The following is a 24,829-nucleotide window of genomic DNA, read 5'->3' as shown; positions in this document are numbered from 1 at the left end:
TGGTGATCCCACGGATCGGCATGGAGGTGATCGTCGAATTCCTCGACGGAGACCCCGACAAACCCATCGTCACAGGCTGCGTCTACAACGGCAAAAACGACACGCCCTACCCGCTGCCGGAACATAAAACCAAATCCGTCTTCCGAACCGACACGCATGAAGGCGAGGGGTTCAACGAACTGACGTTTGAGGACAAGCGCGATGAGGAGAAGATCTACCTGCACGCCCAGAAGGATCACGAACTTCATATCGAGAACGACCGGACCAAGCGGGTCGATCGCAACCAATTGGAAAGTGTCGGGCGCAACAAGAACATCGAAGTGGGCAACAACCACCACGAGGTGATCGGCGGCAACATGACCCTGTTGGTTGGCCCGAACAGACTTCAGCGCGCGGTCATGGGGAAGTTCAAGGCGCTGACATCGGCACTTGGCGACATGTCCAAGAAGTTGGGGCTGCCGGACGTGATGAACATGGGCGAAGGCAACCTGATCATCGGCGTCGCAAAGAACAAGTCTGAAACAATCATGCTTTCGTCAACCGAGATGGTGGGCGCGGGCAAGGCGCTTTCGGTCGGCGGTGGCTATCAGGTTGCGGTTGGCGGGGTTCACAACACTTCGGTCGGCGTGGCCAGCTACGAAGAGATCGGCCACAACAAGACAACCATTGTCGGCAAGCAATACGAGATCGTGTGTGGAGATGCCAAGATCACCCTGACCGAGGATGGCGTCATAAGCTTGAGCGGCACCAAGATTCTCATTGGCGGCAAAGAGTTGATCCGTGTGAATGCCAAAGACGTGAAGATCAACTGACATGACAAAGCTCTGCTCTGCTGAATGGGCCACCAAGGCGAGAAAACGCAAGGCAATCCGCGATCACTACCGCGACAAGTTCTTCGCAGAGAACGGCATAACCAAGGGCGCCGACCCGTTGAAATTCTCCGGCGCTCCGCAGAACCAGCGCGAGCGGGTCCTGAAGCTCATGGAGATAACAAAGAGCGGTGGCGCCCTGACCAATGATCAGGTCGAGATGCTGGAGACCGTCAAGGCGCAGATCATGACGGTCGGGCTAGGCAGTGGTGAGTTGGGCGCACAGGCTGCGACGACGACATCGTTTGATCCCTTCAGCTATGCCAACCTGAAGAAGTTCTTTTTCTGAGGGGGTACGATGGGAACGCCTACCCCCATAGTCGATGCCCCGCCCGATGGCTCTATCGGGGCGCGCCTGAACCTTCCTGCGCAGCTCGAAGACTTCCTGTTTGGCGAGAATGTCGACATGACGCCGGCGGAATTCCTGCTGCATGCCGAGGACAGCTATGCCGACCGGGTGAACCATCACATCCAGCAATATCGGGCGATGATCTACACGATCGGCATCATTGCCGGCGTGACCGGGACCGCGGAACAGCGACAGGAGATCCTCGACGCGATCGAGGCAAGCATTCGCACCTACGCGGGGAGCCTTCGTGACCAGAACCAGCGCGAGCATTGGTATTCGGATTTCAACTCGCCCGTTGATCTTCTCAGCACCGGGGTGGGGAGCATCGAATCGATATGGGGTGGCACGCAACGGCTCGTTGGCGCGGGGCTCGAAGGCCTTGGCGCGACGAATGTCGGTCCGACCCTGCAGGATTGGGGCGACGAAGACATCTCGGAAGGTGTCGGCAAGATCTATACCAACTACGATGGAATGATCCTCCAGGCGGTCCGTGATCTGTGGAATTCGATCGTCGACGGCGCCAGGGAATGGTGGGATTGGTTCACCGCGACGGTGGAAAGCGAAGGGCTGATCATCGCCATCGGTCAGGCCCATGTGGATGCGGGCTTTCTCATCGCCGAACTGGCCATCGACGTCGGGATCGGGATGGTCACCGCGGGCTGGGGCGGCGCGGCGTTCCGGGCAATCCGCATCGTCGGGCAGCGCGTGGCAAGGGACGGCACCGAGATCGCCATACGTATCGTGCGCGAAGGCGCCGACGCGATTGACGTCAAGCGGCTGTACCACGCCGATGCGGACATCCCCGGCGATATCGAAGACCGGGTGCCCGACCTCGAAGAGCTGCAGGGCCACCCAGATGTAGAAGCGGAGACCACACCCCGGCCAGACACGCCGACAACGACGTTGGTGCGGGGAAGGCGTGGCGATAATGACGCCGAATGGATTGTAGCCGAAAACGGCCGCCCCGAGAGCGTCATTGCGACGATCCGAGAAGACTTCGGCTCGACCCCGCGCAACGACAACGCGACGGCGGTTGGGCGGATGGGCGGTGACGGCTTTGAAGGCGGGCACCTGATCGGGCATCGCTTCATGGGCGATACGGTGGATGGCGGCATCGCGCCGCAGGTCAGGAACCTCAATCGTGGCGCCTGGAAAACCATGGAGAACGAATGGGCCGACTGGCTCAACGTCTACCGGCCGCCGCCGGGCCACCAGGTGGAGATTGATGTGGATATCTTCGTGGACCCGCCGGGGGCGGAAGTGCCGGATGGGTTCGATGTCGCATACAGGGTGTTTGAAGTCGATGCTTATGGGAACCGTAAGCAAATCTATGAGAACGAATACCAATTTCTCAATCGACCGGGCGAATCATTCGAGAGGGTGACATTCCGGGATGGACTACCGCAATAAGACGAAGAAAGTGAATGCAATGACCACCCCAAAGGATGAAGTCGTACACAAGATCGGGAACATGATCGGCCAGGCCGCCAATGCCAGTGCAGAACACTGGGACTATGCGGGCTACATGTTCGTCGCGGCCCAACGAGGAGGCAGCCCATATCTTTTTGCCAATGGCGAATACGGATCTCTCAATACCCGCCTTTTCCGTCGCGATCTTCGTGAGAACTTCCTCCGCCTGCGCGACCTCACCCAGATCGAGGGCGACGACCCGTGGATCCGCTGCCTTGCGATGATCCGTTTCGAGGACAGGGCGCTGAGGATACTGTTTGAGTTCGAAGACACCACCCGCTGGGCGATCGGCCCCACCAACGTCCATGACGCCTATCGCATCATCGTCGGCGATGCCTTTCCCGAGGATTTCCAATAGCCTGAACGCCGGGTTAAGGCGCCGACGCGATCGGCGTCAGGCGGCTCTACCACGCCGATGCGGACATCCCCGGCGATATCGAAGACCGGGTGCCCGACCTCGAAGAGCTGCAGGGCCACCCCGATGTAGATGCGGAGACCACACCCCGGCCCGACACGCCGACAACGACGGTGGTGCGGGGAGCTGAACGGCCGCGCCGTGAAGAATTCATGGAGTCAACGCCTCGCAAGACCAGTCGGACAGGAAGAGAAGTGATCGACAGGATGCGCGAAGAAGGCCGGTTCGACGATGGTCCGCCCCCAATTTTCTAGGCATCGGACGGTGAATGGTATGATCTGAAGGATGCGGACATGTCCCACAGGACCGACGCCGTTACCTATTGGAATACCACAGGGCGCTTCTATGGCCCAAGATCGTCAGCGGTGCGCCAATGGATGCTAGACCCAGGCAATTATGAGCTTGATCACTTTTCAATAAATCGGGCCAGTGGTGGGCGCATGACGGAAACATACCTTGATCCGGTTATGCCGGAAGACCCCGCTTTTAGAGGCTGAAGAGGAGGACACGTACTTGGATAAGAAATATGCCGAGGCATTCGCACTCAAGCGCGCTTCGAGCGCGGAAACCTTTGATCTGGACAGGAAAATGTCGTTGCTGCAGCAAACTTGGGATGCGATTCCCGAGCCGAAAACCGATTGGGGGCTCGCCAGCCCGACGATCGCCGGCATGGGATATGTCGAAATGGAGCGCCACAACTATGCCGCCGCGGCGGAGCATTTTCTGCGCGCAATCGAGGTAGATGTTAACCGCCGGTTCTCGGACAGCCCGTTCCGACTCGCCACGATCTATCTCGATCACCTCGACGAACCGGAGAAGGCCCGTGAATACTTCCAGTTGGCCGCTGACATCAGCGAACGCGCGTTTCGAGATGAGGACCCGAAGTACTTTCTGTTCTTCAAGGGGAAGGAGAATGGCTGAACTGCCGGATGACATCTATGACCGCGTGACCGAGCTGTCGACCAGCGGCAACGTCGCAATTGACAGAGGAGACTTCGGGTTAGCGCGGGATTTCTTCGAACAAGCGCTGACTTTGCTGCCTCCTCGCCAATCCGATTGGTCAGCGTTTACTTGGCTTTGGGCGGCAATCGGTGACACATATTTTCTTGAAGCCAACTGGGATAGCGCGCTTGGGTCATTTCTGAACGCGCTGAATGGTCCGGACGCAATTGGAAATCCATTTCTACATCTTCGTTTGGGGCAGTCCTATTTTGAGACGGGCCAGAAGGATCGGGCACTCGACAACTTTATCCGTGCCTATCTGTCCGAAGGGGCCGACATTTTCAGGGAGGAAGAGCCGCGCTATTTCGCCTTCCTGCAGGAACAAATCGACATCTAAGCCGAGCCCCCAAGACCACGACTCCGCGCAACGACAACGCGACGGCGGATGGGCGGTGGCGGCTATGATGGCGGGCACCTGATCGGGCATCGCTTCATGGGCGACACGGTGGATGGCGGCATCGCGCCGCAGGTCAGGAACCTCAATCGTGGCGCCTGGAAAACCATGGAGAACGAATGGGCCGACTGGCTCAACGTCTACCGGCCGCCGCCCGGTCACCGGGTGGAGATCGATGTGGACATCTTCGTGGACCCGCCGGGGGCGGAAGTGCCGGATGGGTTCGATGTGGAATACAAGGTCTTTGAAGTTGACGCCAACGGGAACCGGATCGAAGTTCATAACCGCGCCCACTACTTCGACAACCAACCCGGTGAGGGGTTCGAACGCATCTCGTTCCGCGACGGAAGACCTCGATAGATATAGGAAAGGGAGAAAGCATGACCTCGCCCAAAGACGAGATCGTTTTCCAGATCGGCAACCTGATCGGCCAGGCAGCGAATGCCAGTGTCGAACACTGGGACTATGCGGGTTTCATGTTCGATACGGCAAGCAAGGGCGGCTCGTCCTATCTCTACACCGATGGCATTCGCGGATCGCTGGAGACAGGGAACATCCGTCGCGAGCTGCGCCAGAGTTTCCTGCGCCTGCGCGACCTCACCCAGATCGCGGGCGACGATCCGTGGATCCGCTGCCTTGCGATGATCCGTTTCGAAGACCGGGCGCTGAGGATGCTCTTCGAGTTCGACGACAAGAGCCGCTGGGAAATTGGCCCCACCAACGCACGCGACGCCTATCGCATCATCGTCGGCGATGCCTTTCCCGAGGATTTTCAATAGCCTGAACGCCGGGTTAGGGCGCCGACGCGATCGGCGTCAGGCGGCTGTACCACGCCGATGCGGACATCAACTGGTATGACGACTTCGTCGCGACACGGGATCCCGAGAAGGTCCTTGAGATCCTGTCCGTTGGTGGCGGCGCCTGTATTCTTCTTGATCTCAATGACGACCTGCGCAGTGCCATGAACCCGCAGGCATTGCGTATTTCGTCGACGGAACCCGTTGTACCCTTGCGAACCCCGTGGATTTCTGGCCCTACTTGGATGCCTCGATGGCGATTGGCCTGGCCGAACGCTAGGACGTTATTCCCAGTAGACGAGTTTTCCGACGGTATTTCCCGGCCCATCGGCGCCGTTGCAGTTCATGTCGTACATGTTGTCATTCTGGATCAGTTCGGCGCCGTTCACGAAGACGGATGTCTTCTTGGATATCGGCCGGCACCAGCCGGTGTTGACGCCCGAGACGACCCCGCCTTTGGTGCCTGCCTCGTCGCCGGTCACCTTGTTGGTCCGGCTGTGCATGGTAAACGCCTTTTGCCCGGTGAACTGGGTGTTCGACACGGTTTTGTCCGACCAATCCAGCTGCGACACGATCATATAGGGGATCGGGACCACCGCGTTTCCAACCGGCGTCAGACAGACATCGGGGGCAAGGCAGATGATCTTGGCGTTCTTGCCGGAATGGCGGGCGGCGGATTGGGACATCTCAGGTCTCCGGCTGGGGCGCGGCGGGAACGACCTCGGCCGCGGTAAAGCGGTGCGGTGCCGCGATGGTCGCCCGCCAGGTCAGGGTCGCGGTATGCGCCTGAGGGTTTTCGTCGTTCAGGTCCAGCGCCACGGTATCAAGACACATGGCAACCCGGGCGGTCTCGGGTCCGGTCAGGTCAAGCGCGCAGGCCACGTCCGGCAGCCGCAGGCGTACCGGATCGGGCCCGTGCGCAATGCCGGTGACCGAAATTTCTTCATCTCCGCGCAGGTAGGGCGCGATCCGGAGCGGCCCCGGCGCGGCATTCCAGAACCGCAACGAATAATCGCGCGGCATGCGCGGGTGGCGGCTGCGCTGCCAGTCTTCATCGAAGGTGCCCGCGTCGGACCGGCGCGGCAGCCAGGCCTTGGCAATCGGGCCGAACCCGTGCACCCCCATTTCGGCAAGGGGATCATCGACCATGAACTCCCCTAGCGCGCCGATCTGCGGCACAGAAATATCCGCCCTCGCGGCCAGACGTTCCCGGGTCACAAGGCCAATCCCCGCGGGGTTGAACTCGTGCACTGCGTCCTGGCCCTCCGGCCCCGGCGCCCGCCCACCAAAGGCCAGCGCATAGGTGATCGGCACCTCGCTCACCAGTTCCGGCGCCTCCCGCCGCCAGCCGGTTATCCGCCGATGTGTCCAGACCGATGGCCCCCGGACCTGAAACCCGTAGTGCAGCCTGTCCGGGATCGAAACGGTGACGGGCCAGTCGGTCGCGGGACCGCCGTCCGGCGCGCGGGCGGTTGCCCTGATCGTCAGATCGGTCGCCAGCTTGCCCGGCGCGATGTCTTGATCCGCCAAGAGCGGTGACCACGCCGGATCACCCACAAAGGTTTCTTCAAAGGCGATCTCGGGCGCCAGTTCGGCCCGCAACCGCCCATCCGGGTAACGTCGAAATTCCGCCTTGACCACAACAACGCCAACTTCGGCGTCGTCAGGGCCCCAATGCTTGAAAAACAATGTGCTGACTGGCAACCGACTGGAAAGCTTCATGAAACACAACCGACATGTGACCTAGAGGCAAAACGTGTCACACCCCACCGCGAGAGGCAAGAGATCCCGGGGACCGCCTGAGCCGACTGGCCACGTTCCGGCCACCTTACCATCCCCAAGGACCGAATTGCAGAGACGCTCAAAGTTGGGCTGCAACAAACGTCGATGTTTTTGGCGAGGGTGTCGGCAGCCTAGTTGAGGGGGGAGCCATCGAGGTGGGTGTAGCGTTTGGAAGTGCGGGCGTCCGGTCTTGTGAGTGTGCCATAGGGGCGATCCTTCTCCGCTTCAGGAAACAAACCCGCGCAAGACCCGGGGAAGCGCCAGAGGCAAACAAGGGCAAGCAAGGAAAACTGGGCCCGCTCAATCGCCGCTCAGGCCGGGCGGGAGACCAAAGCTCCAATCATTGCATCAGGTTAACACTGGTTCCAGACCGCAAGTCCCCGACCCTGTGGGCCCCCTGCGAGCACGCACCACCTTAGGTGGGCGGGACAGGGCAGAAGACATCATAAAGGCGTTCAAGGATCGGTTCGACGCGCGGGTCGGAAATGCGGTAGCGGATGATCCGCCCGTCCCTGTCGCAGCTGACCAACCCTTCGGCCCGCATCCGCGCCAACTGGCCCGAGACATAGGACTGGCTCGCCCCAAGCGCCTCTTCCAGCTCGCCAACGGACCGTTCCCCACCCAAGAGCGCGCACAGCAACCGCAGGCGCGCCGGGTTGGACAGAACCTTCAAAACCTCTGCCGCCTCATCGGCTGCGGCATCCATTGCATTGGAAAAATCGGTGACGGTCATGATTTTTTCATCCCGGAACAATTAAAAATCAGCATAGTTACATATTTCATTCTTGCAATGCTTTCCGCATCTCTTATCTTCATCGGACGGAGATTCGCATTCTCGACCCGATTGGCCCAATAGACCTGACAGGCTGCAACCTGCCATGGAACGGGGCTTTGCCGCAAGCGTGACAGCTTTGCGGGCGGGGACGGTGTGATCGCCGGGCAGCGGCCCAATAGGCCGGACTGCTCTCTCGCCGGAACGGAAACATCAGGATTTTGGAAATGCAGGCAGATTGGTTGTGGGGGCTCGCCGGGGGCGGGCTGATTGGGACCGCAGGGGCGGTCTATCTTCTGGTCAACGGCCGGATCATGGGCGCGTCGGGGATCATCGGCGGCGTTGTGGACGGGTCCGCGGGCAAACAAACCTCGGAACGGCTGTGGTTCATCGCGGGACTTTTCGCGATTCCGCTGATCCTGTCGTTCTTCATCGGCAAGCCCGAAACGAACCTGACGCCGAACCTTGCCGCCGTCATCGGGGCCGGGCTTCTGGTCGGGGTCGGCACCCGGATCGCCAACGGCTGCACGTCGGGTCACGGGGTCTGCGGGATCTCGCGGTTCTCGCTGCGCGGCATGGTCGCGACGGTTTTCTACATCATGGCAGGCGGCCTGTCCGTCATCCTGTTCAAGCATATCCTGGGGGTGGTCTGATGCGCGGTTTCTTTGCTTTCGTTGCCGGAGGATTGTTCGGCGCTGGCCTGATGATTTCAGGCATGACCAACACCCAGAAGGTGCAGGGTTGGCTGGATATCTTCGGCGATTGGGATCCGACCCTTGCGTTTGTCATGGGTGGGGCGATCCTACCGATGATGCTGGCGTGGCGGCTGACGCGCGGGCGCAACCCGGCGCTGGGTGGCATGTTCCCGCCGCGGCCGGAACAACGGGTGGGCCATAACCTTGTCATCGGATCGGCCCTGTTCGGCGCGGGCTGGGGCCTTGTCGGCCTGTGCCCGGGACCGTCGGTTGCCTCGCTTTCCTATGGCGGGATCGGCGGGCTGGTGTTCATCATAGCAATGGCAGCGGGGATGCGCATTGCCCCGGCCTTCAAAACCCGTCTGGACGCAATCGCACGGCCGACCTAAAAGGCTGTCATGGATATAAGACACCTTACCGCTGACTATTCCGTCAGCCCGCAGATCGCCCCGTCGGACCTGCCCGCGATTGCCGCGGCCGGGTTCCGCGCGGTGATCTGCAACCGCCCCGACGCAGAGGTCGGGCCGGACACCAACGCGGCAGCCGTGAAAGCGGCGGCCGAAGCAGCCGGTCTGGCATTTGTGGTCAACCCGGTTACCCATCAGGGCCTGAACATGGAGATGGTCGCCCTTCAACGGGACACCATCGCCGGGGCCGAGGGGCCGGTTCTGGCCTATTGCGCATCGGGCACGCGATCCACGATCGTCTGGGCGCTGGGACAGGCCGGACGGATGAGCACGGATGCCATCCTTAACACCGCGGCCAGCGCGGGCTATGACCTTGACGGTCTGCGGCCCCGGATCGACGCGCTGGCCATGGCCAACCAGTCTGGATAACGACTAGCCGGTCGCAGCAAGCTTGGCCCCCGGATCGCCCGGGGGCTGTTCTTTTTCCGGCTCCGCCGCCGCGATTGCCGGTCTTGGGGTCAAGACCCCTTCGTCCAAGGCAAGCTGAACCCGCCCTTCAAGCCGGATCGCACGCATGCCTGCGGCCTGCCCCAATCGTGCCGCGCCAACCGACAGCCCGCCGGGGGCGACAATCTGCACATGGGCGGCGTCGGCCCCGGCCAAGGGCAAAACCTGCCCAACCTGAAGCGCCTCAAGTCGATAGAGCGGCACCCGCGCCCGATAGATCACGGCATCCAACTGGGCAGGAGCGGACAGCACGGCCGTCGTGAAGGAGTCTGCCCATCCGACAGACTGCCGCTCTTCGACCAGCGCTGACACGTCGTGGTGGATCATCCCCCGCCGAACGGGAAGGGCCAGCACCACTTCACCCTGGCGGTCCGCCACGCCCAGATCGCAGGGCAGACGGCATATCCGATAATCGACATCGGCCAGAACCAAGGAGATCGCGCGCGCCGCAGGCAGGCGGCCGGCCGGCTGGCAACCCGCCACCCAATCCGCAACCGGGGTCCCTGCCCCTACAACGGCCAAATTGGCCAGCAGGGCCGCGACCAAGGGCCGGGCCAATGCCGCGTCCGTATTCGTTACGGGCCGCTTTGCCGGTTTCGCATTGTGCAGCCGTCCGATGGTCTGCATCTCCACGGCCGCGGATATGAAATCCAGATCCAGGGTTGCGATGCCGACGACAACGCCCCCTTCTTCGATGCCGAGGATCAGCCCGTCCTCGTCCAGACCCTCGATCAATGCATCAAGTGACAGTTCTTCGTCAGAGACACCGGTCACCGACAGCGGCAAGGCAAGCGCACTGCCCGCGGCCTTTTCCATGCCGACGCGAAGGATACGGCTGGAACTGGGCGGCGGTGTTTGCGGGGACATTTCCCCCTGTTCGCCAGGCCCCCGCGCCATCCTGTGCAGGACACTTCTGGAATCACGGTCTTCGGTCATATGGCTGCACCGGCTGCACCGACCCTTTTTGCCAAGGAAATCAAAAGGCGATCCACGCCCTGTCCCAATCTAGCCCTGCGTAGTTACTAAGGCCTTAAGCCTGACAAGGTCATTCAACACTCGGAAGTGTCACCCGGAACGCCGCCCCGCCCTGCCCGGGAAGATAGGTGATATCACCCTCCAGCCGGTTCATGATCTCCCGGCAGATGGCAAGTCCAAGTCCGGCGCCACCGGCCTTTCGGTCATCCGTCAGACGCGAGAACTTTTCGAAGATCACCCCCTGCTTGTCTTCGGGGATACCACTTCCGTTGTCGATTAAGTCGACAACCCGGCGTCCTTCGTGCCGTCCGACCTTGATGCGCAACGTCGGTTGTTGCGCGTCGCAGTATTTCCGCGCGTTCGCGATCAGGTTGATGAACACCTGCGTCAACCGATCAAGGTCGGTCGACAGCTCGACCCCCTCTTCGGAGCGGCGGCGGTCAATCTTCAGCGCCCCTTCGCGGTTATCGGCGGCATCGACTGCGCGGTCTATCACGTCACGCAGCACCCCGTCCTGCTGGTTCAGGGTGACCTGTCCGCTTTCCAGAACGCTGAGGTCCAGAAGATCGTCCAGCAGGCGGGTCAGCCGCACCGCCTCGTCATGGATGATGCCCGCGTATTTTGCCTGTTGGGTTGGCGGCATCCCGCCTTCGCGCAGGATCTCGGAAAACGACCGGATCGAGGTCATGGGCGTGCGCAGTTCGTGGCTGATCTGCCCGAGAAAGGCGTCTTTCTGGATCGACAGGGCGGTCAGCTTTTCGTTCGCTTCACGCAGCGCGCGGGCGGTTCGTTCCTGCTCTGCCGATTTCGCTTCAAGCTGGCTGGAATACTCCATGATCTGCGCGGTTTCATCGGCCACCTTGATCAGGTCTTCGACCGAGACCGAGGCCCCCTGAAGGATCTGGCCCAGCATCGCGTGCGCCGTCGCGGCCCCCACGGACCCCGCCAGTTCCCGTTCCAGCCCTTCGACGAATCCCGGGGTCACGTCGGGCAGAAAGCCGGCCTTCCCCTGCGACCGTGCCTCGGCCTGAAACAGGGTCTGCGCCTCTTCCGCGCCAAGAATGCGCTGCGCCGTGATCAGCAGGTCTTCGGCATGGGCCGAAGATTGGGTCCAACTGCGCGCGTTCGGCGAATGTTCAAACACATTGACGAATTGCGCCCCCTGAAGCCGTTCCATCGGCAAGGGGAAGGTCAGGATCGAGCCGAGGAACAGCGCCCCGGTATTCAGCAAGAGCGACCACATCACCGCGTGGATCACCGGGTCGATCCCGTCGATCCCGAAAAACGCCTGCGGTCGCAGCCATTCGATCCCGAACGGGCCGTTGGCCATCACCGAATGCGGAATGATCGCATCCGCCCCAAAGGACGGCAGGAACAGCGACCACATCCAAACCGCAAAACCCAGCACAAGGCCAGACGCAGCACCCCAGCGGGTCGCTCCGCGCCAGAACACCCCGACCAGCATCGCGGGCAGTACCTGCACCGCCCCGGTAAAGGAAATCAGGCCGATGGCGGCAAGCGCCTCTCCTCCGCCCGACAGGCGATAGTAGAGGTAGCCCAGAAACAGCACCCCCATGATCGACAGGCGGCGGGCCATGATCACCACCCCGCGCACATCGCCCGACACCATCGCGCCCGTGCCGCGGCTGGACAGCCAGATCGGGACAACGATGTGGTTCGACACCATGGTGGCAAGCGCGATCGTCGACACGATCACCATCGAGGTTGCGCTGGAAAACCCACCGAGGAAGGAAAAGATCGCCAGCCCGTTGCGCCCTTCGGCAAGGGGCACCGTCAGCACGAAAAGGTCCGGGTTCGATCCGGCGGGCAACAGGTTCAGCCCGACGACAGCGATGGGCACCACGAAAAGGCTCATCAACATCAGGTAGAGCGGGAAAGCCCAGCTTGCCGTTGCCATGTGCCGTTCATCGGCGTTTTCCACCACGAGCACCTGAAACATCCGCGGCAGGCAAAGAAAGGCGGCGGCGGCAAGGAACGTCAGCCCGACCCAGCGCCCGCCCGGCTGCGTCCAGTCAGAGATGGGCGAGGCGTCGATCAGGTCCAGCGTGCGGCCCACGCCCCCGGCCAGCCCCCAGACCACGAAGACGCCCACGGCGACAAGGGCGCACAGCTTGACCACCGCCTCGACCGCGATGGCCATGACGATCCCGTGGTGGCGTTCGTTCGCGTCAAGGTTCCGGGTGCCGAAGATGACCGTGAAAACCGCCAGCCCGATGGCAACCCAAAGGGCCGCCGACGCCAGTTCCTGTTCGCCCCAGACCTGCCCCGACCCTTCGGCAAAGACAGCAAAGGACAGGGTCACCGACTGAAGCTGAAGCGCAAGATAGGGGGTCGCCGCCGCAACCGCGACCAGCGTGACCAGAACCCCGATCGGCGTCGATTTCCCGAACCGGGACGAGATCAGGTCGGCGATCGAGGTGATCCGCTGGCTGCGCCCGATCCGCACCAGTTTGCGCAGGATCCACCACCAGCCGATCATCACCAGCGAGGGCCCAAGATAGATGGTCAGGTATTCAAGCCCCGACCGGGCGGCATAGCCGACCGCGCCATAGAAGGTCCATGCGGTGCAATAGATCGACAGTGACAGGGTGTAGATCATCGGGGACCGAAGCCACCCTTCCCGCCCCCGCTCTGCCCGGCGTTCGGCAGCAAAGGCAATGATGAACAGGAAGGCCACATAGACCAAGGCGACGGCGATCAGCAGGTTGAAGGATACCATCAACGCCCCCCGGCCTGGGGCCCGCTGCCCGGCGACTGTTCCGGCGGTTGCTGGATGTCGTCATCCTCTGTCGGCCGGATGATCCGGGCCAGCACAAAGGCGACGACGATCAGCGCGGTCCAGACCCCGAACAGATAGAGGATCGCATGAGAGGTTCCGTTGCCGCCCTCGGCCACCGCTTCTCGCGGCCACAGAAGCGGCGCCATAAACAGCAGCCCCCCGACAATCGGCAGGACCTTCGCCGCATCCCGCAACCGGCGCTGGCGATAGCTCGCGCGGGCAAGAAAGGTCTGGGGTTTCGGGGATCGGCCCATGCGCCGCCCGTCAGCCGCCGGCCAGGGTGCGGACCTGCGCCAGCACTTCCTCGTTCGAGAAGGGTTTGACCATGAATTCGCTGGCGCCCAATTGTTCGGCCAGTTCCCTGTCGCGGGTCTGTCCCCGCGCGGTCAGCATCAGAACCGGAAGGGCAGCGGTTGCCGGATCGGCGCGCAGGTCACGCAGGATGTCGTAGCCGGACTTGCCCGGCAGCATCACGTCAAGGATCACCACGTCCGGCGGCGTCGCCTTGATCCGGTCATTGGCGGTTTCCCCGTCCGAATGCGTGTGCACCGTCCACCCGTCGCGCGACAGGATGAAACTGATCGCCTCAATGATATTCGGCTCGTCCTCGATCAAGAGAACGCGCTTGCCCATCCCTCTGGCCATTCCGCCTGCCCCTCCCAAGGCCGCACCCCGCCGACGCCGGTTCAACCGGTCTGTTGCGGGCGCCGGTTAACTATCCCCGCAAAGCCGCAGCGTGTCAAAACCTCTGACGTCGCAGGGCACGCACGGGGGCAACACCGGTTGGCCCCGGATCGGCGTCCGGGGTCAGATCAAGGCGCAGACACCCAAAGGCGCCTAAGATTCAGAATGCGCACCATTGCGCAGTCACCCAAAGGAGACACGACATGACACGTTCCCTCACCCTGGTTGCCCTTGCCGCCGCGGCCGCCTTCGCGGCTGGTCCCGGACGGGCCGAAGGCGACCTGAGCCGGGCCAATGTGATTGAAGTTCCGCTGGAGATGGGCAGCAATGCCGACGGCATGTTTTTCGCCCCTGCCGAATATACCTTTGTTACCGGGCAGGCCTACGTTCTCGTCCTCACCAATTCGGACGAAATCGTTCACGAACTCAGCCTGAACGAAATGGTCGAACGGATCTTCACCCGCAAGATCGAGGTATCGGATGCCGATGGCAACCTTGTGACCGAGGTCAAGGGTACCATCCGCGAGGTCGAAGTTGGCCCCGGCCAGACCGTCGAATGGTTCTTCGTGCCTGTGCAGACAACCGACGAGCCGGTCCAGATTTCCTGTGAGATCCCGGGCCATGCAGAGGCGGGCATGGTGGCGATGGCGACGATCAACTGACGTTTGGCGCGGCCCCCGTATGGGCCGCGTCCCTTACCGCCCGGCAGGCGTGCCCCGCCGCCTCAGCCCAAACCGACCTCGGGCAGGATCGACGGTTCACGCCGATAGGCGCAGTCGCCGCGTGGGCAAATCCGGCAACTGGTCCCCACCGGCACAACGCCCGCCCCACCGGAGTCGCTGGGGGCGGATCTGGGCCAAAAAACCATCACCGCCTCGATCACCGGTGGCGCGTCGAACCGCGGTGGCCCGCGCCGTGTGGCGATGGCGAAACACTGGACGTGCTGGACCGGGTCCCCCGGCAGAACGACCGTGGCGCGGATCGGCTGACCGGGTTGGCCCAGCGCACCGAAGATCGGCCAGAGCGGACAGGCCACCCCGCCCCGGGGCAGCGCTACCGCAACGCCCGCGCGTTGCAGGCCGATAGCCCCCGCGGCATCCGCGATGACCAGTCCCGGCGTATGCCCCAACACGCCCGCCGGCAGCACCGCCAACCGCCGCAAGACGACATCGAACGGCACGCCCGCGCGGGCGGCCAGTTCGGCGGGGTCGCGGGTCGCCGCCAAAAGCTGGGTAATTGTCGTCAACGGCAGCAGCCGCGCATCGGCCAGCGCCCGTGTCAGATAGGATGACAACATCGTCGATGCCGCCGGGCTGGCCAGCCCCGCCCCTTTGACCAGCGCCGAAACCGCTTCGCCCGGGTCTGCGCCCGTCGCTGCGGCCTCCTCGATCGCGGGCAGATGCCACCCCTGCCCGTCCAGCCATTGTTCGACCTCTTCCACAGGCGTCAGCGCTGCCCCGCCCTGATCCTCGGGCATATCAAGGAACCGCACCAGCGCGCGACTGCTGTCGGCCAGACGCTGGCTGTCTTCATAGATGTTGCGGTGGAACCGGTTCTGCCAATCGTGGTCAAGCTCATCCGCCCCGGCAAGGATCGAGGCCGCCGACCGGATCGAGGTCACCGCCGAAATCACCTGATGCAGAGAGGTCGCAAGCTGTGGATCATGGGCCAATCTGTCAGTCAGTGCGGCGACCCGGGATTCCAGCATGTCGATCCGACGCGCTTGCCCCGCCGCCAGCGCCGCCCAGCCCGGAAACCGGCCTGCGAACTCTTCCGCCCGCGCCAGTTCGGCCCCGGCGTCAGGGTCCGCGCTGGCGGCGACGCGCAGCTGATCGAGAACCGCGCTTTCCGCGCCCGATGTCAGTTGGGCCGGGTCGACATCCAGCGCGCGGGCGATCTCGTTCAAGAGGCGGCCGCCGATTCTGCGCCGGTTGTGTTCGATCAGATTCAGGTAGGACCCGGATATGCCGACTGCTTGCGCTAACGCCGTTTGTCGCATTCCGACGTCAATGCGCCGTTCACGGATACGGGTGCCGGTCAGTTGACGTCCAGTCATCGGGATTCCGGTAACATTTTCATGAGCTTCCCGCATTGCGGCGAAAATATTTTTACAATGTACACAATCGTATTGTGTAAGTCTTTACAAAAAAATCGTTCGTTCAGAGAGGGTTGTTGCGAAATTTTCGAACCCGGACCGATAATGGGGAAGCATTGTAAAAATGCGCGTGATCGGCCGAGGGTGTGGAGGCCCTTCCGGTCACGTTCCATCCAAGGGAGGGATTAAATGTCCAAAACCAACTATTCGCGCCGTGGCGTTCTGAAGTCCGGGGCCGTTGCTGGCGCCGGTCTGGCGCTGCCGACCATCTTCACCGGCTCGTCCGCTGCCGCATTCACCAACGAACCGACCGGTTCGACGGTGACTTTCGGCTTCAACGTGCCGCAAACCGGCCCCTACGCCGAAGAAGGCCTTGACGAACTGCGCGCGCAGGAACTCGCTGTCGAACACCTGAACGGGATCGGCGACGGCGGCATGCTGAACACCTTCTCGTCGAAGGCGCTTGGCGGCGACGGCATTCTTGGCAAGCAGGTCCAGTTCGTGACCGGTGACACCGCGACCAAGTCGGACGTGGCCCGTGCCTCGGCCCAGTCGATGATCCAGAAAGACGGCGTTGTGATGATCAACGGCGGCTCGTCCTCGGGCGTGGCCATCGCCGTGCAGGGTCTCTGCCAAGAGGCCGGCATCATCTTCATGGCCGGTCTGACCCACTCGAACGACACCACCGGCAAGGACAAGAAGGCGAACGGCTTCCGTCACTTCTTCAACGGCTACATGTCCGGCGCTGCGCTGGGCCCGGTGCTGGAAAAGGAATACGGCAACGACCGCCGTGCCTATCACCTGACCGCCGACTACACTTGGGGCTGGACCCAGCAGGAATCGATCGCGGCCTCGACCGAGGCCCTTGGCTGGGAAACCGTCCAGAACGTGCTGACCCCGGTCGGCGCTGGCGACTTCTCGTCCTACATCGCGCCGGTTCTGAACTCGGGTGCCGATACGCTGATCCTGAACCACTACGGCGGGGACATGGTCAACTCGCTGACCCAAGCCGTTCAGTTCGGTCTGCGTGACAAGCAGGTCAACGGCAAGGACTTCACCATCATCGTTCCGCTCTACTCGGAACTGATGGCCGCTGGTGCAGGCTCCAACATCCAGGGCGTGTTCGGTTCGATGAACTGGAACTGGCAGCTTCAGGATGCCGGGACCCAGGCGTTCGTCCGGTCGTTCGGCGAAAAGTACGGCCGTCCGCCGTCGGGCTCGGCCCACACCTGCTATGTGCAGACCCTTCTGTACGCAGACGCCGTGACCCGCGCCGGGTCGTTCAACCCCTGTGCGGTTGCCGAAGCCCTCGAGGACTTCGAATTCGACGGCATGGGCAACGGCCCGACCCTGTATCGCGGCGCCGACCACCAGTGCTTCAAGGACGTGCTGGTCATGAAAGGCCGCGACAACCCGACCAACGAGTACGACACGCTGGAAATCGTGGAAGTTACCCCGGTCGAGCAGGTCATGTACGAACCCGATCACCCGATGTTCGCCGGTGGCGACCTGGGTGAATGCAACGACGGCGCGTAAACGCCGACCGGACCTGGCCGCCGCTGATGCGGCCAGGTCCCCTTCTTTCCGCAAGAGCATGGCCCTCTGGCCGCCTGATCGGAAACCTGACCAAACCCATCACTGAGGGGCGGGGACGATGGACGCAATCCTACTGCAAATTCTCAATGGGCTCGACAAGGGCTCGGCCTATGCGCTGATCGCGCTGGGCCTTACACTTATTTTCGGCACCCTTGGCGTGGTGAACTTCGCCCACGGGGCGCTGTTCATGATCGGCGCCTTCTGTGCCGTGACCATGCAACGGCTGTTCAGCCTGTCCTACGAGGTGGTCGATGAAACCCAGACCGACTTTCTGGGCAATCCGCTGAAGGTTCAGGTGCCCTATGTCGAAGGCTGGTTCGGCGAAGGTGCGGGTACCACCCTGATCGACTGGTCGGTCCCCCTCGCCATCATCGCGACCATTCCGGTGATGATGCTGATCGGCTGGGCCATGGAGCGCGGTCTGATCAAGCATTTCTACAAGCGTCCCCACGCCGACCAGATCCTTGTGACCTTCGGCCTTGCCATCGTGTTGCAGGAATTCATCCGCTACTTCTTTGGCGCCAACCCGATCCAGACCCCTGCCCCGTCCGACTATCAGGGCACGGTGCAGCTGACTCAGGCCATCGCCTATCCGGTCTGGCGTCTGATCTACTTCTTCTTCTCGGCCTTCGTCATTGCCGGTGTCTTCGCCTTCCTGCAATTCACCACCTTCGGGATGGTGGTCCGGGCAGGCATGGCCGACCGGGAAACCGTGGGTCTTCTGGGCATCGACATCGACAAGCGGTTCACGCTGATGTTCGGCATCGCCGCCGCGGTCGCGGGTCTTGCGGGTGTCATGTACACGCCGATCCTGTCGCCCAACTACCATATGGGGATGGACTTCCTCGTGCTCAGCTTCGTGGTCGTCGTGGTCGGCGGCATGGGCTCGCTGCCCGGTGCCGTCGCCGCAGGGTTCCTTCTGGGCATCCTGCAGTCCTTCGCCTCGATGAACGAGGTGAAATCGCTCATCCCCGGTATCGACCAGGTCATCATCTACCTCGTCGCAATCGTCATTCTGCTGACCCGTCCTCGGGGCCTTATGGGCCGCAAGGGCGTGATGGAGGACTAAGCCATGTTCGGTCTGTCGCAAAAAGACACCAAATTCCTGCTGATCGTCGTGGCGCTGACGCTTCTTACGCCGATCCTTCTTAACCCCTTCCCGTCCGAAAGCGGGCTGGCCCAGTTCAACGCGGGCTACCCGGCGCTGATGCAGCGGTTCGCGATCTACGGGCTGATGGCGATCGGGTTCAACATCCTGTTCGGCCTGACGGGCTACCTCTCCTTCGGGCACGCTGCCTTCCTCGGGGTGGGCTCCTACGCCGCGGTCTGGATGTTCAAGCTTCTGTCGATGAACGTCCTTCCGGCGATCATCCTCGCCACCATCGTATCGGGTCTCTTCGCGCTGGTGATCGGCTACATCTCGCTGCGGCGGTCGGGGATCTACTTCTCGATCCTGACGCTGGCCTTCGCGGAGATGTCCTATCGTCTGGCCTATTCGGTGTTTACCCCGATCACCAACGGGGAAACCGGGCTTCAGCTGACGCTGTCCGACCCGCGCATTCTTGACAGTGCGCCCGAAGGTGGTTCGCTTCCGGTCCCGACCCTGTTCGGGCTGGACATGAACGCCAGTTGGACCGCGAACGTGGGCCCTTGGGACTTCACCTTCAACATCGGCTACTACTTCTGTGCCGTCATCGCGATTCTTGGCTTCTACCTGTCGCTGCGCATCTTCCGCTCGCCCTTTGGCATGATGCTGCGCGCGATCAAGTCGAACCAGACCCGGATGAGCTATACAGGCCTGAACTCGCGCCCCTACACCCTTGCTGCCTTCGTGATCTCGGGCATGTATGCCGGTCTGGCCGGTGGTCTGCTGGCCGCGATGGACCCGCTTGCCGGGGCAGAACGGATGCAGTGGACCGCATCGGGCGAGGTCGTTCTGATGACCATCATGGGTGGCGTCGGCACGCTGATGGGCCCGGTCATCGGTGCTGGCTTCATCAAATACGCCGAGAACATCTTCTCCAAGATCAACGAGAGCGTCCTGCACGGCTGGTTTGGCTGGCTGCCGGACGGGCTTGAGGACATCGTTGTCTGGTTCTTCGCCCGCTTCGTCGGCGAAGGCTGGCACCTGACCCTTGGCCTGATGTTCATGATCGTCGTGATCGCCCTACCCGGTGGTCTGGTCGAAGGGGGGCAGCGGATCGCCCGCTGGGTCCGGCGCAAGTCGGGCCGGGAAACCGCCGCCGACGAAACCACCAAGCCTGCCGAATAAGGAGGAAGACCGATGGGTATTCTTGAAGTCAAAGGCGTCAACAAGCGCTTCGGCGGGCTGCAGGCCCTGGGGGACGTGAACCTCAGCGTGCAGGAAAACACCTGCCACGCCATCATCGGGCCGAACGGCGCGGGCAAGTCCACCCTGCTGAACGTGCTGGTGGGCAAACTGATCCCCGACAGCGGGTCGGTCATGTTCGACGGCAATTCGGTTCTGGGGCGCAAGCCGCATGAGATCAACCAGATGGGGATTTCGCGGGTGTTCCAGACCCCCGAGATTTTCGGCGACCTGACGGTCATCGAAAACGTCATGATCCCCTGCTTTGCCAAGCGCGACGGGGCTTTCCGGATGCACGCCTATGAAACGGTGGCCGCCGAAAAGGACATTCGCGAAAAGGCCGAGGCGATTCTTGAAGACGTGAACATGCTCGACAAGCTGAACATGCATGCCGCGTCGATGAGCCGGGGCGACAAGCGCCGGTTGGAAATGGCCATGTGCCTTGTGCAGGAACCGCGCCTTCTTCTGCTGGACGAACCGACCGCCGGTATGGCCCGTGCCGATACCGAGGCGACGATCCAGTTGCTGAAGGACATCCGCGTCAAGCGGGGCCTGACCATGGCGATCATCGAACACGACATGAACGTGGTCTTCAGCCTTGCCGAACGGATCACCGTGCTGGCGCAGGGCACCCCGCTGGTCGAAGACACGCCGGACAACATCAAGGGCCATCCCAAGGTGCGCGAAGCGTATCTTGGCGAGGCGCAGGTCTGAGGGAGGCCCGAAAGATGAACGCAGCACCCAATACCAACATGGCCGCAACCCATCCCAAATACCTATCGGTCTGGGACGTGCAGGCTTACTACGGCGAAAGCTACATTGTTCAGGGCGTCAGCTTTGACATCCATGAGGGCGAGATCCTTGCCCTTCTGGGCCGCAACGGCGCGGGCAAGACCTCGACCCTGCGGACCATCGCCCGTCTGGACGACCCTGCCCTGACCCACGGGGAAATCTGGCTCGACCACCAGCCGCTGCACGACATGAAGGCGTGGCAGGCGGCGCAAGCGGGCATCGCGCTGGTCCCTGAAGACCGGCGGATCATTCCCGGCCTGACGGTCGAGGAAAACCTGCAACTGGCGCAGATCGCCCCGCCCAAGGGCTGGTCGATTGACCGGGTCTATGACCTGTTCCCGCGCCTGCGCGAACGGCGCAAGCAGGAAGGCGTGACCCTGTCGGGCGGCGAACAGCAGATGCTGGCCATCGCCCGCGCGCTGGTCCGTGACATCAAGGTGCTTCTGCTGGACGAACCCTACGAAGGGCTGGCGCCTGTGATCGTGCAGGAAATCGCCAAGACCCTTGGCATCATCCGCGATCAGGGGATCACCACCGTCATCGTCGAACAGAACGCCGTGGCCGCGCTGAAGCTGGCCGACCGGGCGGTGATCCTCGATACCGGATCGGTCGTCTTTGACGGCTCTGCGAAAGAAGTGCTTGAAGACGACGCGCTTCGGGCGAAGTATCTGGCCATCTGAGCCACCCTGCCCGGCTGCGCCACCCGCGCGCGTCCGGGCCAACACCATTCAAGACCGGAAGGACAGTTTCCAAATGAGCGAGAGCAAGACCTATCCGCCCTCGGCCGATTTCGTCGCCAACGCCCATATCACCGCCGAGAAATACGACGCGATGTATGCGGCCTCTATCGCGGATCCGGACGCGTTCTGGGCCGAACATGGTCAGCGGATCGACTGGATCAAGCCCTTCACCAAGGTGAAGAACGTCAACTTCGGCTACCCCGATGTGTCGATCAAATGGTTCGAAGACGGGGAACTGAACGTTTCGGCCAACTGTATCGACCGGCATCTCGCCACCCGTGGCGACCAGACCGCGATCATCTGGGAAAGCGACGATCCCGGCATTTCCAAGCACATCACCTATCTGGAGCTGTCCGAGCAGGTGAACAAGCTGGCCAATGTCTACAAATCGCTTGGTGTGGGCAAAGGCGACCGTGTCGTTCTTTACATGCCGATGATCCCCGAGGCCGCCTATGCCATGCTGGCCTGCGCCCGGATCGGCGCGATCCACTCCATCGTTTTCGCCGGCTTCTCGCCCGAGGCGCTGGCCGCCCGCGTGGACGGTTGCAAGGCATCGCTGATCGTGACCGCTGACGAGGCCCCGCGCGGCGGCCGCAACACGCCGCTGAAGGCCAATGTCGACAAGGCGCTGGACATCTGCGGCGACACGCAGGTTCTGGTCGTTGAACGCACCGGCGCCGATGTGCCGATGAAAGAGGGGCGCGATCACCCCTATCACACGCTGATGGTCCATGCCTCGACCGATTGCGCGCCGGAAGCGATGAACGCCGAAGACCCGCTGTTCATCCTCTACACCTCCGGCTCGACCGGGGCGCCGAAGGGCGTGCAGCATTGCACCGGCGGCTACCTTGTCTGGGCCGCGATGACCCATGAATACGTGTTCGACTATCATGACGGCGATATCTACTGGTGCACCGCCGACGTGGGCTGGGTCACCGGTCACAGCTATATCGTCTATGGTCCGCTGGCCAATGGCGCGACCACCCTGATGTTCGAAGGCGTGCCCACCTACCCGGACGTTGGCCGGTTCTGGGCGGTCTGCGAAAAGCACAAGGTGAACCAGTTCTACACCGCCCCCACTGCGATCCGCGCGCTCATGGCCCACGGGTCCGAGCCGGTCGAGAAATACGACCTGTCGTCGCTCAAGGTGCTGGGGTCGGTCGGCGAACCGATCAACCCCGAGGCCTGGAACTGGTATAACGAGGTTGTCGGCAAGGGGACCTGCCCCATCGTTGACACTTGGTGGCAGACCGAAACCGGCGGCCACATGATGACCCCCCTGCCCGGCGCACATGCGGCCAAACCGGGTGCTGCGATGAAGCCCTTCTTCGGGGTGCAACCGGTGGTTCTTGAACCGCAGACGGGCCAGGAAATCGCCGAGGTCGCCTGCGAAGGCGTGCTGTGCATCAAGGACAGCTGGCCCGGGCAGATGCGCACCGTCTACGGCGACCATGACCGCTTCGTGAAGACCTATTTCTCGGACTACAAAGGCTATTACTTTGCCGGGGATGGCTGCCGCCGCGACGCCGATGGCGACTATTGGATCACCGGCCGGGTCGATGATGTGATCAACGTCTCGGGCCACCGCATGGGCACCGCCGAGGTCGAAAGCGCGCTTGTCGCCCACAAGGCCGTGTCCGAGGCCGCCGTTGTCGGTTTCCCGCATGAGATCAAGGGTCAGGGCATCTACTGCTATGTCACCCTGATGGACGGCGAGGAATATACCGACGAGTTGAAGGTCGAGCTGCGCAACTGGGTCCGCAAGGAAATCGGCCCGATCGCCAGCCCCGACGTGATCCAATGGGCCCCGGGCCTTCCCAAGACCCGGTCGGGCAAGATCATGCGCCGCATCCTGCGCAAGATCGCCGAGAACGACTTTGGCAGCCTTGGCGATACGTCGACTCTTGCCGATCCGTCGGTTGTGGATGACCTGATCAAGAACCGGGGCTGATCCCCGCAAAGGTATCTCTCCCCTCAGGGGCCCGGTGTTCCGGGCCCCTTTTTTCTGGGGCGTTAACCAGCCTGCGCGGTTCTTCTTTCCCCAAAATCGGATTTGTCTAAAAAGCCCCGCAAATCGGGCGGGGGCGCGATTCTGATCAGGACTGAAAGATGCTCGTATCTCAACTTCCCTCGCCCATCGGGTTCCCCGGCAGCCGACCCGTGTCGCCGGTTGCCGCCGAAAGCCTGTCCGACCGACAGGACCAGATGCTGCGCGGTGCCTCGACCAATGACGGGCGTCCGTCCCCCGGCCCGGCCAGCACCGTATCGCTGGCCTCGGTCGTGCAGGCCTCCCTCGCCGCATCGGGTCCGGACGCGCCCGAAGGGCGGCTGGTGCCCAACCAGTTAAACGCGATCCGGACGGCGGCGCAGGGCTATCGCGCGATGGCCTAGCCGCGCGACAGGATCATCAGTTCCACCCGCTTGAGTTCGCGCAGAATCCGGTCGGCCTGCATTTGTGGCATGAGGCTGAGTTTCAGTGTGGTCGCCGCCAGCATCAAGACCGCGGCGGGCACCCCCCAATGCAGGGCGGTCAGCGCATCGGTCGCGGCGAAAAACCGGATCGCGCACCAGACGCCGCCAAGGAACATTGCCCCCTGAACGATCATCACCACCCAGGTCACCCAGCCCAGTTTGCCCCGGAATTGGGACAGGCCCAGCGCGAAATAGCCCAGTTCCTCTGTGTCTCTCAGAATGTCCCGCTCCTCCGCCTCCAGCGCGTCGCGGATCAGGTCGTCAAGTCGGTCGGTCATCTTCAGGTCCTCCAAGGATATCGCGCAGTTTCGCGCGGGCGTGCATCAATCGGGTTTTGACCGTGCCGGGCGGCACATCCAGCGCCGCTGCGGCCTCGGCCACGGTCATGTCATGCAGGTAAAACAGGGCAATCGTTGCCCGGTGGTCGGGGGACAATTGCGCCAGCGCCGCCCGTACCGCGCGGGCATCGGCCGCCTCGGGTCCGGTCGGCGGCACGTCCGTATCGGCCTCTCGCGCCCAATCGCGTGTCAGGCGCCGGTCCCGTTGCCGATGCCCGATCACCCGCGCCACCCGGCGGGCGGTGATCCGCAGGGCGAAGGGCAGGACCGCGCCCGGATCGCGCAGGCTGGGCAAGGCGCGGATCACATCGGCAAGGGCCGATTGCGCCGCGTCCCGCGCGCCTTCGCGATCCTGCAAAAGCCGGGTCGCATGGGCCAGCATGATCGGATGCAGGAGACGGCACAGCCGGTCCAGCGCCGCCCGGTCCCCCAACCGGGCCCCCGCCGCAAGATAGGCCAGCAGCGCCCGTTCCTTCTGTGTCGACGATCCGGTCATATTGGGAAGGTGCGCCGCGAAGGGGAAGTGGTTCAACCGGCATTAACCATCAG

The 24,829-nt window shown here is 62.6% G+C and carries 29 protein-coding genes; 19 read left to right on the top strand and 10 right to left on the bottom strand.

Annotated elements, in window-relative coordinates:
• The 8 genes from EU803_RS18855 to EU803_RS04335 all read left to right on the top strand — a co-directional run.
• On the top strand, window positions 1-812 hold an 812-nt coding region (locus EU803_RS18855; protein WP_277985698.1), incomplete at its 5' end, for a phage baseplate assembly protein V.
• 1 nt (window position 813) lies between these two features.
• Window positions 814-1,158 (top strand): hypothetical protein, encoded by a 345-nt coding sequence (locus tag EU803_RS04370; protein ID WP_129680095.1) that lies wholly within the window; start codon window positions 814-816, stop codon window positions 1,156-1,158.
• A 9-nt stretch (window positions 1,159-1,167) separates the two neighbouring features.
• The gene (locus EU803_RS04365; RefSeq protein WP_129680093.1) at window positions 1,168-2,628 is read left to right on the top strand and encodes a DNA/RNA non-specific endonuclease; all 1,461 of its coding nucleotides are present in this window, start codon (window positions 1,168-1,170) and stop codon (window positions 2,626-2,628) included.
• A gap of 19 nt (window positions 2,629-2,647) precedes the next feature.
• Entirely contained in the window at window positions 2,648-3,046 is a 399-nt protein-coding gene (locus EU803_RS04360) for a hypothetical protein (RefSeq protein WP_165352769.1), read from the top strand.
• A gap of 570 nt (window positions 3,047-3,616) precedes the next feature.
• Window positions 3,617-4,024 carry a hypothetical protein gene (locus EU803_RS04350; RefSeq protein ID WP_129680089.1) on the top strand — a complete coding sequence of 136 codons (408 nt, stop codon included), beginning with the start codon at window positions 3,617-3,619 and terminating at the stop codon, window positions 4,022-4,024.
• Window positions 4,017-4,442, top strand: a complete 426-nt coding sequence (locus EU803_RS04345; protein WP_129680087.1) for a hypothetical protein — start codon at window positions 4,017-4,019, stop codon at window positions 4,440-4,442. The genes EU803_RS04350 and EU803_RS04345 overlap by 8 nt, the downstream gene beginning before the upstream one ends.
• A gap of 48 nt (window positions 4,443-4,490) precedes the next feature.
• Window positions 4,491-4,859, top strand: coding sequence for a DNA/RNA non-specific endonuclease (locus EU803_RS04340; RefSeq protein WP_129680085.1), 369 nt, complete (start codon window positions 4,491-4,493; stop codon window positions 4,857-4,859).
• Window positions 4,860-4,879: 20 nt separating this feature from the next.
• On the top strand, window positions 4,880-5,278 hold the full coding sequence (locus EU803_RS04335; protein ID WP_129680083.1) for a hypothetical protein: 399 nt from the start codon (window positions 4,880-4,882) through the stop codon (window positions 5,276-5,278).
• 302 nt (window positions 5,279-5,580) lie between these two features.
• Here the strand turns inward: EU803_RS04335 and EU803_RS04330 are convergent, their stop codons facing one another.
• The 3 genes from EU803_RS04330 to EU803_RS04320 all read right to left on the bottom strand — a co-directional run bounded on the left by EU803_RS04330 (window position 5,581) and on the right by EU803_RS04320 (window position 7,811).
• A complete protein-coding gene (locus tag EU803_RS04330) occupies window positions 5,581-5,982 on the bottom strand; it encodes a DUF4150 domain-containing protein (protein WP_129680081.1) in 402 nt (133 codons plus the stop codon).
• A 1-nt stretch (window position 5,983) separates the two neighbouring features.
• Window positions 5,984-6,985, bottom strand: coding sequence for a DUF2169 domain-containing protein (locus EU803_RS04325; RefSeq protein ID WP_207209159.1), 1,002 nt, complete (start codon window positions 6,983-6,985; stop codon window positions 5,984-5,986).
• A gap of 508 nt (window positions 6,986-7,493) precedes the next feature.
• Complete coding sequence (locus EU803_RS04320) at window positions 7,494-7,811, bottom strand: metalloregulator ArsR/SmtB family transcription factor (protein WP_207209158.1); 318 nt, start codon at window positions 7,809-7,811, stop codon at window positions 7,494-7,496.
• Window positions 7,812-8,077: 266 nt separating this feature from the next.
• Here EU803_RS04320 and EU803_RS04315 point away from each other — a divergent pair, with 266 nt between their 5' ends.
• From EU803_RS04315 to EU803_RS04305, 3 genes are read left to right on the top strand one after another with little or no spacing between them, the layout of a single operon-like run.
• Complete coding sequence (locus tag EU803_RS04315; RefSeq protein ID WP_129680078.1) at window positions 8,078-8,503, top strand: YeeE/YedE thiosulfate transporter family protein; 426 nt, start codon at window positions 8,078-8,080, stop codon at window positions 8,501-8,503.
• Window positions 8,503-8,934 (top strand): DUF6691 family protein, encoded by a 432-nt coding sequence (locus EU803_RS04310; protein ID WP_129680076.1) that lies wholly within the window; start codon window positions 8,503-8,505, stop codon window positions 8,932-8,934. The genes EU803_RS04315 and EU803_RS04310 overlap by 1 nt, the downstream gene beginning before the upstream one ends.
• A gap of 9 nt (window positions 8,935-8,943) precedes the next feature.
• Window positions 8,944-9,381 (top strand): TIGR01244 family sulfur transferase, encoded by a 438-nt coding sequence (locus EU803_RS04305; protein WP_129680074.1) that lies wholly within the window; start codon window positions 8,944-8,946, stop codon window positions 9,379-9,381.
• A gap of 3 nt (window positions 9,382-9,384) precedes the next feature.
• Here the strand turns inward: EU803_RS04305 and EU803_RS04300 are convergent, their stop codons facing one another.
• The 4 genes from EU803_RS04300 to EU803_RS04285 all read right to left on the bottom strand — a co-directional run bounded on the left by EU803_RS04300 (window position 9,385) and on the right by EU803_RS04285 (window position 13,867).
• Window positions 9,385-10,326, bottom strand: a complete 942-nt coding sequence (locus EU803_RS04300) for a FliM/FliN family flagellar motor switch protein (protein WP_165352768.1) — start codon at window positions 10,324-10,326, stop codon at window positions 9,385-9,387.
• A 178-nt stretch (window positions 10,327-10,504) separates the two neighbouring features.
• Window positions 10,505-13,174, bottom strand: coding sequence for an ATP-binding protein (locus EU803_RS04295; RefSeq protein ID WP_129680070.1), 2,670 nt, complete (start codon window positions 13,172-13,174; stop codon window positions 10,505-10,507).
• Window positions 13,174-13,488: a hypothetical protein gene (locus EU803_RS04290; protein WP_129680068.1), complete on the bottom strand. Its 315-nt coding sequence runs from the start codon at window positions 13,486-13,488 to the stop codon at window positions 13,174-13,176. Before EU803_RS04290 ends, EU803_RS04295 begins: the two co-directional genes overlap by 1 nt.
• A gap of 10 nt (window positions 13,489-13,498) precedes the next feature.
• Complete coding sequence (locus EU803_RS04285; RefSeq protein ID WP_129680067.1) at window positions 13,499-13,867, bottom strand: response regulator; 369 nt, start codon at window positions 13,865-13,867, stop codon at window positions 13,499-13,501.
• 254 nt (window positions 13,868-14,121) lie between these two features.
• Between EU803_RS04285 and EU803_RS04280 the strand changes: the two genes are divergently transcribed.
• Window positions 14,122-14,580, top strand: coding sequence for a biphenyl 2,3-dioxygenase (locus EU803_RS04280; RefSeq protein WP_129680065.1), 459 nt, complete (start codon window positions 14,122-14,124; stop codon window positions 14,578-14,580).
• A gap of 62 nt (window positions 14,581-14,642) precedes the next feature.
• On the opposite strand, the gene EU803_RS04275 is transcribed toward EU803_RS04280, so the two are convergent.
• Window positions 14,643-15,974 (bottom strand): helix-turn-helix transcriptional regulator, encoded by a 1,332-nt coding sequence (locus tag EU803_RS04275; RefSeq protein WP_129680064.1) that lies wholly within the window; start codon window positions 15,972-15,974, stop codon window positions 14,643-14,645.
• A gap of 228 nt (window positions 15,975-16,202) precedes the next feature.
• Between EU803_RS04275 and EU803_RS04270 the strand changes: the two genes are divergently transcribed.
• The 7 genes from EU803_RS04270 to EU803_RS04240 all read left to right on the top strand — a co-directional run bounded on the left by EU803_RS04270 (window position 16,203) and on the right by EU803_RS04240 (window position 23,861).
• Window positions 16,203-17,549, top strand: a complete 1,347-nt coding sequence (locus tag EU803_RS04270) for a substrate-binding protein (protein ID WP_129680062.1) — start codon at window positions 16,203-16,205, stop codon at window positions 17,547-17,549.
• Between the two features lie 118 nt (window positions 17,550-17,667).
• The gene (locus EU803_RS04265) at window positions 17,668-18,678 is read left to right on the top strand and encodes a branched-chain amino acid ABC transporter permease (protein ID WP_129680059.1); all 1,011 of its coding nucleotides are present in this window, start codon (window positions 17,668-17,670) and stop codon (window positions 18,676-18,678) included.
• Window positions 18,679-18,681: 3 nt separating this feature from the next.
• Window positions 18,682-19,881 carry a branched-chain amino acid ABC transporter permease gene (locus EU803_RS04260; protein WP_129680057.1) on the top strand — a complete coding sequence of 400 codons (1,200 nt, stop codon included), beginning with the start codon at window positions 18,682-18,684 and terminating at the stop codon, window positions 19,879-19,881.
• 12 nt (window positions 19,882-19,893) lie between these two features.
• Window positions 19,894-20,652, top strand: a complete 759-nt coding sequence (locus tag EU803_RS04255) for an ABC transporter ATP-binding protein (RefSeq protein ID WP_129680055.1) — start codon at window positions 19,894-19,896, stop codon at window positions 20,650-20,652.
• A 14-nt stretch (window positions 20,653-20,666) separates the two neighbouring features.
• Window positions 20,667-21,410, top strand: a complete 744-nt coding sequence (locus EU803_RS04250; protein ID WP_129680053.1) for an ABC transporter ATP-binding protein — start codon at window positions 20,667-20,669, stop codon at window positions 21,408-21,410.
• 73 nt (window positions 21,411-21,483) lie between these two features.
• Window positions 21,484-23,421 carry an acetate--CoA ligase gene (gene acs, locus EU803_RS04245; RefSeq protein ID WP_129680051.1) on the top strand — a complete coding sequence of 646 codons (1,938 nt, stop codon included), beginning with the start codon at window positions 21,484-21,486 and terminating at the stop codon, window positions 23,419-23,421.
• A gap of 158 nt (window positions 23,422-23,579) precedes the next feature.
• Window positions 23,580-23,861, top strand: coding sequence for a hypothetical protein (locus EU803_RS04240; RefSeq protein WP_129680049.1), 282 nt, complete (start codon window positions 23,580-23,582; stop codon window positions 23,859-23,861).
• Here the strand turns inward: EU803_RS04240 and EU803_RS04235 are convergent.
• Together EU803_RS04235 and EU803_RS04230 are read right to left on the bottom strand one after the other, a co-directional pair.
• Window positions 23,858-24,220 carry a DUF6768 family protein gene (locus EU803_RS04235; RefSeq protein ID WP_129680047.1) on the bottom strand — a complete coding sequence of 121 codons (363 nt, stop codon included), beginning with the start codon at window positions 24,218-24,220 and terminating at the stop codon, window positions 23,858-23,860. The two genes, EU803_RS04240 and EU803_RS04235, sit on opposite strands and share 4 nt — an antisense overlap.
• Window positions 24,204-24,776, bottom strand: a complete 573-nt coding sequence (locus EU803_RS04230; RefSeq protein WP_129680045.1) for a sigma-70 family RNA polymerase sigma factor — start codon at window positions 24,774-24,776, stop codon at window positions 24,204-24,206. Before EU803_RS04230 ends, EU803_RS04235 begins: the two co-directional genes overlap by 17 nt.
• Window positions 24,777-24,829: the final 53 nt, after the last annotated feature.

Source organism: Loktanella sp. IMCC34160, from assembly GCF_004145845.1.
Lineage (GTDB): Bacteria > Pseudomonadota > Alphaproteobacteria > Rhodobacterales > Rhodobacteraceae > SELP01.
This window is presented reverse-complemented; position numbering and strand designations above follow the sequence as displayed.

Bases quoted from the DNA above. Each gene is read 5' to 3' on its own strand.
- EU803_RS04370 (WP_129680095.1), top strand. From the start codon at position 814: ATGACAAAGCTCTGCTCTGCTGAATGGGCCACCAAGGCGAGAAAACGC.
- EU803_RS04365 (WP_129680093.1), top strand. From the start codon at position 1,168: ATGGGAACGCCTACCCCCATAGTCGATGCCCCGCCCGATGGCTCTATC.
- EU803_RS04360 (WP_165352769.1), top strand. From the start codon at position 2,648: ATGACCACCCCAAAGGATGAAGTCGTACACAAGATCGGGAACATGATC.
- EU803_RS04345 (WP_129680087.1), top strand. From the start codon at position 4,017: ATGGCTGAACTGCCGGATGACATCTATGACCGCGTGACCGAGCTGTCG.
- EU803_RS04340 (WP_129680085.1), top strand. From the start codon at position 4,491: ATGGGCGGTGGCGGCTATGATGGCGGGCACCTGATCGGGCATCGCTTC.
- EU803_RS04335 (WP_129680083.1), top strand. From the start codon at position 4,880: ATGACCTCGCCCAAAGACGAGATCGTTTTCCAGATCGGCAACCTGATC.
- EU803_RS04330 (WP_129680081.1), bottom strand. From the start codon at position 5,982: ATGTCCCAATCCGCCGCCCGCCATTCCGGCAAGAACGCCAAGATCATC.
- EU803_RS04320 (WP_207209158.1), bottom strand. From the start codon at position 7,811: ATGACCGTCACCGATTTTTCCAATGCAATGGATGCCGCAGCCGATGAG.
- EU803_RS04315 (WP_129680078.1), top strand. From the start codon at position 8,078: ATGCAGGCAGATTGGTTGTGGGGGCTCGCCGGGGGCGGGCTGATTGGG.
- EU803_RS04310 (WP_129680076.1), top strand. From the start codon at position 8,503: ATGCGCGGTTTCTTTGCTTTCGTTGCCGGAGGATTGTTCGGCGCTGGC.
- EU803_RS04305 (WP_129680074.1), top strand. From the start codon at position 8,944: ATGGATATAAGACACCTTACCGCTGACTATTCCGTCAGCCCGCAGATC.
- EU803_RS04300 (WP_165352768.1), bottom strand. From the start codon at position 10,326: ATGTCCCCGCAAACACCGCCGCCCAGTTCCAGCCGTATCCTTCGCGTC.
- EU803_RS04295 (WP_129680070.1), bottom strand. From the start codon at position 13,174: ATGGTATCCTTCAACCTGCTGATCGCCGTCGCCTTGGTCTATGTGGCC.
- EU803_RS04290 (WP_129680068.1), bottom strand. From the start codon at position 13,488: ATGGGCCGATCCCCGAAACCCCAGACCTTTCTTGCCCGCGCGAGCTAT.
- EU803_RS04285 (WP_129680067.1), bottom strand. From the start codon at position 13,867: ATGGGCAAGCGCGTTCTCTTGATCGAGGACGAGCCGAATATCATTGAG.
- EU803_RS04280 (WP_129680065.1), top strand. From the start codon at position 14,122: ATGACACGTTCCCTCACCCTGGTTGCCCTTGCCGCCGCGGCCGCCTTC.
- EU803_RS04275 (WP_129680064.1), bottom strand. From the start codon at position 15,974: ATGACTGGACGTCAACTGACCGGCACCCGTATCCGTGAACGGCGCATT.
- EU803_RS04270 (WP_129680062.1), top strand. From the start codon at position 16,203: ATGTCCAAAACCAACTATTCGCGCCGTGGCGTTCTGAAGTCCGGGGCC.
- EU803_RS04265 (WP_129680059.1), top strand. From the start codon at position 17,668: ATGGACGCAATCCTACTGCAAATTCTCAATGGGCTCGACAAGGGCTCG.
- EU803_RS04260 (WP_129680057.1), top strand. From the start codon at position 18,682: ATGTTCGGTCTGTCGCAAAAAGACACCAAATTCCTGCTGATCGTCGTG.
- EU803_RS04255 (WP_129680055.1), top strand. From the start codon at position 19,894: ATGGGTATTCTTGAAGTCAAAGGCGTCAACAAGCGCTTCGGCGGGCTG.
- EU803_RS04250 (WP_129680053.1), top strand. From the start codon at position 20,667: ATGAACGCAGCACCCAATACCAACATGGCCGCAACCCATCCCAAATAC.
- acs (WP_129680051.1), top strand. From the start codon at position 21,484: ATGAGCGAGAGCAAGACCTATCCGCCCTCGGCCGATTTCGTCGCCAAC.
- EU803_RS04240 (WP_129680049.1), top strand. From the start codon at position 23,580: ATGCTCGTATCTCAACTTCCCTCGCCCATCGGGTTCCCCGGCAGCCGA.
- EU803_RS04235 (WP_129680047.1), bottom strand. From the start codon at position 24,220: ATGACCGACCGACTTGACGACCTGATCCGCGACGCGCTGGAGGCGGAG.
- EU803_RS04230 (WP_129680045.1), bottom strand. From the start codon at position 24,776: ATGACCGGATCGTCGACACAGAAGGAACGGGCGCTGCTGGCCTATCTT.